The organism is Geomonas sp., assembly GCF_035254065.1.
GTDB lineage: Bacteria > Desulfobacterota > Desulfuromonadia > Geobacterales > Geobacteraceae > Geomonas.
The window spans coordinates 1-5,366 of sequence record NZ_DATFBA010000319.1; the positions used below are offsets into that span (position 1 = coordinate 1).

The 5,366-nt window shown below is 65.1% G+C and carries 4 protein-coding genes; all 4 read left to right on the forward strand.

All coding sequences use genetic code 11. From position 1 onward, the window contains the following. The first annotated feature begins 237 nt into the window (after positions 1 to 237). Positions 238 to 1,458, forward strand: coding sequence for a cation:proton antiporter (locus VJ604_RS14755; protein WP_324083779.1), 1,221 nt, complete (start codon positions 238 to 240; stop codon positions 1,456 to 1,458). A 331-nt stretch (positions 1,459 to 1,789) separates the two neighbouring features. Continuing rightward, positions 1,790 to 3,886 (forward strand): glycogen debranching protein GlgX, encoded by a 2,097-nt coding sequence (gene glgX / locus VJ604_RS14760; RefSeq protein WP_324083781.1) that lies wholly within the window; start codon positions 1,790 to 1,792, stop codon positions 3,884 to 3,886. 114 nt (positions 3,887 to 4,000) lie between these two features. Continuing rightward, the gene (locus tag VJ604_RS14765) at positions 4,001 to 4,360 is read left to right on the forward strand and encodes a SpoIIAA family protein (RefSeq protein WP_324083783.1); all 360 of its coding nucleotides are present in this window, start codon (positions 4,001 to 4,003) and stop codon (positions 4,358 to 4,360) included. A gap of 59 nt (positions 4,361 to 4,419) precedes the next feature. Further along, positions 4,420 to 5,366: class II fructose-bisphosphate aldolase (gene fbaA / locus VJ604_RS14770; RefSeq protein WP_324083784.1), on the forward strand; the 947-nt coding region annotated here is incomplete at its 3' end.

Sequence of the window (5,366 nt, forward strand, 5' to 3'; positions counted from 1 at the left end):
ACCCCATCCTCACCCTGACCCTCCCCTTGAAGGGGAGGGGACCAAGGGGGGGCTTTATTAGCAGGGATGATGTACCCGTCAGGTTCCCCCCTTGAAAAAGGGGGGACAGGGGGGATTGCTTCTGACGCTTTTCTTGCAACCGGTGGCGGAGAGGGGGCGGCGACGCCGACTTCCCTCGCCCCTGCCTCTCCCGGAGGGCGAGGGGACGAAGATGGGTAGCAATACGCAGGTGGGATCATGATCATCGTCGCCACATTCATCGTAGTCGTCTTCCTGTACAGCCTCTTCTCCAGGCGGCTGGACGGCACCGTCATCACGGCGCCGATCATCTTCACCTGCGCCGGGGTGCTGCTGATCCTCGCAGTCCCTTCGCTGCACGAGCTCGACGTGGAACGGGAAAGCATCCTGAAACTGGCGGAACTCGGGCTGGTGATGCTGCTCTTCACCGACGCATCCCACATCGATCTCAAGACCGTGCCAACCAAGCAGCGGCTGCCGCTCAGGCTTTTGACGGTCGGCATGCTGCTCACCATCCTGCTTGGGGCGGTCGTCGGCTGCGCGGTCTTCCCTGATCTGACGGTGTGGGAGGCGGGGATCGTGGCCGCCATCCTGGCACCCACCGATGCCGGCCTGGGACAGGTCATCGTCGAGAGCGAACGGGTCCCCCTGCGCATCCGGCAGGCGCTGGGGGTGGAAGCGGGACTCAACGACGGGCTTTCCGTCCCCTTCCTCATGTGTTTCATCGCTGTCTCCCGTGCGGGTACCGAGGGGGGCGGCCAGGTCTTCCTGAAATACATAGCTGAGCAGCTCGGCATGGGAGCGGTGGTGGGCGCCGCCATCGGCCTGATCGGCGGATACCTTCTGGGATACGCCAACCGCAAGGAGTGGATGGCCGAATCGCTGCAGCAACTCGGCCTGGTCAGTCTGCCGTTTTTAAGCATCCTGGCCTGCCATCCGGTAGGGGGGAGCCCGTTCATCGCCGCCTACGTCGCCGGGCTCCTGGTCCAGATCGGCTTCAAGGATGCCGACACCCACAGCAGCGAGTTCGCCGAGGGATGGGGGCAGCTGTTCGATTACTTCATCTTTTTCTTCTTCGGGATGGTGGTGGTGTTCCACCTCGGCCACTTCAACGTGCGCCACCTCCTGTATGCCCTGCTCAGCCTGACCGTGGTGCGCATGCTCCCGGTGGCGATCTCCCTGATCGGGACCGGACTCAGTTCCGCCACCGTGCTGTTCATGGGATGGTTCGGACCGCGCGGACTCGCCTCCATCGTGCTCGGCCTGGTTTTCCTGGAAGAGGAAGCACGTTTGCCGGGGGAGGAGACCATCAAGCTGACGGTGATCGTCACCGTGATGCTCAGTATCATGGCCCACGGGTTCAGCGCACTTCCCGGCATCGACCGCTACGCCCGCAAGGTCGAGGGCCTCGGGGCCGCGACACCGGAGCGGCAGGGGTAAGCCGTGATGAAGGAGTCATGGGCAGACGCTCCCTCTCCCTGCGGGAGAGGGCCGGGGTGAGGGAGATGGCAACTAGCGAAGGTGCCCCAAGGCGAACGGCAAATCCCCCCTGTCCCCCCTTTAACAAGGGGGGGGACGTGATGGCGGGAGCTCTGCTCTGCTTCCAGGGGTAGCTTTGGGCGAGGTGAGTGTTGGCGAGGGAAGGTTGAGTCGGAGAATAGGCCGGTAGAGCTGGAAAAAGGGACGGTAGGGCTGGATAAGGGCGATAGAGCTGGGGAAGGGCGGTAGGGCTGGAGAAAGGGACGGTTCACTCGGGGCGGAGGCAGTGGCGATGGCAGGGGCCAGGACGGAGTACGGCAGCAGCGGAGCGGAGATGGGGAGGGGGCAGAGCTTCCCGTTGGGGGCTACCGTGGTGCCCGGCGGGGTCAACTTCAGCCTCTTCTCCCGGGACGCCACCGCCGTCGAGCTCCTCTTCTTCGACCGGGTCGAGGACGGCCGGGCGTCTCGCACCGTGACCCTCGCTGCCAGGGGAAACCGCACCTACCACTACTGGCATGTCTTCGTTCCCGGCATCCTCCCGGGGCAGTTGTACGGCTACCGGGTGGCCGGCCCGCAGGACCCACGCCGCGGGCTTCGTTTCGATGCGGACAAGCTCCTCATCGATCCGTACGGAAGGGGGGTGGCGGTCCCCTCCGGCTACAGCCGGCAGGCAGCCGGCGCGCCGGGGGACAACGCGGCGGCGGCCATGAAGAGCGTGGTAGCTGATCCCCGCGCCTACGATTGGGAAGGGGACGTTCCCCTGAACCGCCCCTTTGCCCGTACGGTGATCTACGAGCTGCACGTGGCCGGCTTCACCCGTCACCCCTCCTCGGGCGTGGCCGACGCCACCCGCGGCACCTACGCGGGGCTGGTGGAGAAGATCCCCTACCTGCAGGAGCTGGGGATCACCGCGGTGGAACTGCTGCCGGTCTTCCAGTTCGATCCCTGGGACGCACCGGCGGGTCGGCTCAACTACTGGGGGTACAGCCCGGTCTCCTTCTTCGCCCCCCATGCCGCCTACAGCTCCCGCAAGGACCCGCTCGGTCCGCTGGACGAGTTCCGCGACATGGTGAAGGCGCTGCATCGGGCCGGCATCGAGGTGATCCTGGACGTGGTGTTCAACCATACCGCGGAGGGTGGCGGCGATGGGGCAACCTTCTGCTACCGCGGGCTGGCGGACAAGGTCTACTACATGCTGGAGCCGGGAGGGGGCTACGCCAACTACTCCGGTTGCGGCAACACCTTCAACGCCAACAACCCCATCGTGCGCAGGCTGATCGTGGACAGCCTCCACCACTGGGTCCGGGAGATGCATGTGGACGGCTTCCGCTTCGACCTGGCATCCATCCTGGCCCGTGACGAGACGGGAACACCCATGAGCAACCCGCCCCTGCTCTGGGATATCGAGACCGACCCCGCCCTGGCCGGGGTGAAGCTGATCGCCGAGGCCTGGGACGCGGCCGGCCTGTACCAGGTGGGGAGCTTCATCGGCGACAGCTGGAAGGAGTGGAACGGCAAGTTCCGGGACGACGTGCGAAGCTTTTTAAGAGGAGACCCCGGGATGGTCTCCCGCTTCGTCTCCAGGCTTTTGGGGAGCCCGGACATCTACGGTCACGAGGAGCGCGAGCCGGAGCAGAGCACCAACTTCGTCACCTGCCACGACGGCTTCACCCTCAACGACCTGGTTTCCTACAACGGCAAGCACAACGAGCAAAACGGCGAAGACAACCGGGACGGCTGCAATGACAACCTGAGCTGGAACTGCGGCGCCGAAGGCCCCAGCGACGACCCTGCGGTGGAGGAGCTGCGCAGCCGCCAAGTGAAAAACCTGCTCTCCTGCACGCTGCTCGCCTTCGGCGTGCCGATGCTTCTCATGGGCGACGAGGTGCGGCGCAGCCAGGGGGGAAACAACAACGCCTACTGCCAGGACAACGAGACCAGCTGGTTCGACTGGCGGTTGCTGGACAGGCATGGCGACCTGCGACGGTTTGTCGCTTTGCTGACCTCGACACGCCTGAACAGGGAGATGTCGGTGGACCAGCCCGAGCTGACCCTGAACCAGCTCCTGGGCCGGGCGCGGCTGGAATGGCACGGAACCAGGCTCGGACAACCCGACTGGCGCGAGGATTCTCACAGCATCGCGTTCACCGCCTGGAGCCTGTCCGGCAGGACCGTCTTTCACATCATGGTAAACGCGTGGTGGGAGCCCCTCGAGTTCGAGCTGCCACCGACGCAGGAATTGCCGGGGAGGTGCTGGCACCGTCTGCTGGACACCGCCCTCCCGTCCCCGTTGGACATCGTGCCTGCTGAGGAAGCGCCGGTCATGGCAGACTCAAGCTACCGCCTGCCGCCGCGTTCGATGGCCGTGCTGTTCGGCCGGGAAAAATGACAGCCACTCCCCGAGGGGCCCTCGCCCGCCCTTCGGGCACCCTCCCCCCCTGAAGGGGCGAGGGGATGATTGGACAGGAACAGCGGTGTGACCGCTTAGTGCGAAGGAGGACCCATGGGAGCGAACATTCGTCGGGACAGGAGCGGTATCTGGGTTCTGCGCGTTTCCGGTACCCTGCACAAGGACGAGCTGGATAGCGCTCAGGCCGAGTGCATCAAGACTTCAGGTCCCCACGACGACATCAACGTTTTGGTGCTCGTCGAGAAGGATTTCATCGGCTGGGCGGGGAAGGAGGTCTGGAACGACATGACCTTCTTCGTGCGGTACGGGGACCGGGTCGCCAAGATCGCCATCGTGGGCGATCCCAAATGGGAAAGCAGGATGCTGATGTTCACCGGGGCGGGCTTTCGCCGCGCTCCCGTCAAGTACTTCCCCGAAAACCAGCTGGCCCAGGCCTATGACTGGCTAGGGTAGGGCGCAAGCCGGGAGAGGGGTACAGAAGAGGCTGGTTAATCCGGCCAAGGGAGGAAGTCATGCCGGTTGCCGATTACAAGATCTACTGCGAGATGCTCGACCGGGCACGCGAGAAGGGTTTCGCCTACCCGGCCATCAACGTCACCTCGCTGACCACGGCCAACGCGGTCCTCAAGGGGCTGGCCGAGAGCCGCAGCGACGGGATCATCCAGGTTTCCACCGGGGGCGGCGCCTTCGCCTCGGGAACCGCGGTCAAGGATATGGCGCTGGGAGCCATCTCCATCGCCGAACACGTGCACCGGGTGGCGGCGCGCTACCCGATCTACGTCGCCCTGCACACCGACCACTGCCAGGCGGACAAGTTGGACAGCTTCGTCATGCCGCTGGTGGAGGAGACCGAACGGCGCCGCGCCGCCGGGCTCCCCAACCTCTTCAGCAGCCACATGTTCGACGGCAGCGCGCTCCCCTTGAAGGAGAACCTGGACATCGCCAAGCGCCTGCTGGAGCGGTTCAAGAGAAACGATCTCATCCTGGAGATAGAGGCCGGGGTGGTCGGGGGAGAGGAGGACGGAGTACGGGCCGAGGCGAACGCCCAGCTCTACACCACCCCCGAGGACACCCTGGAGGTGGCGCGCTCCCTGAACGAGATCGGCGGGCGCTATCTTCTGGCCGCCACCTTCGGCAACGTGCACGGGGTCTACAAGCCGGGCGCGGTCAAGCTGAAGCCCTCCATCCTCAAGGATTGCCAGGTCGCGGTGACCGAGAAGTACGGGAAAGAGGCGCTCTTCTACCTGGTCTTCCACGGCGGCTCCGGGTCGGCGCTTGCCGAGATCCACGAGGCGCTCGGCTACGGCGTGGTGAAGATGAACATCGACACCGATACCCAGTACGCCTTCACCCGCCCCATCGCCGGCCACATGTTCATGCACTATGACGGCGTGCTGAAGGTGGACGGCGAGGTGGGGGACAAGAAGGCCTACGATCCCCGCACCTACCTGGCCATGGC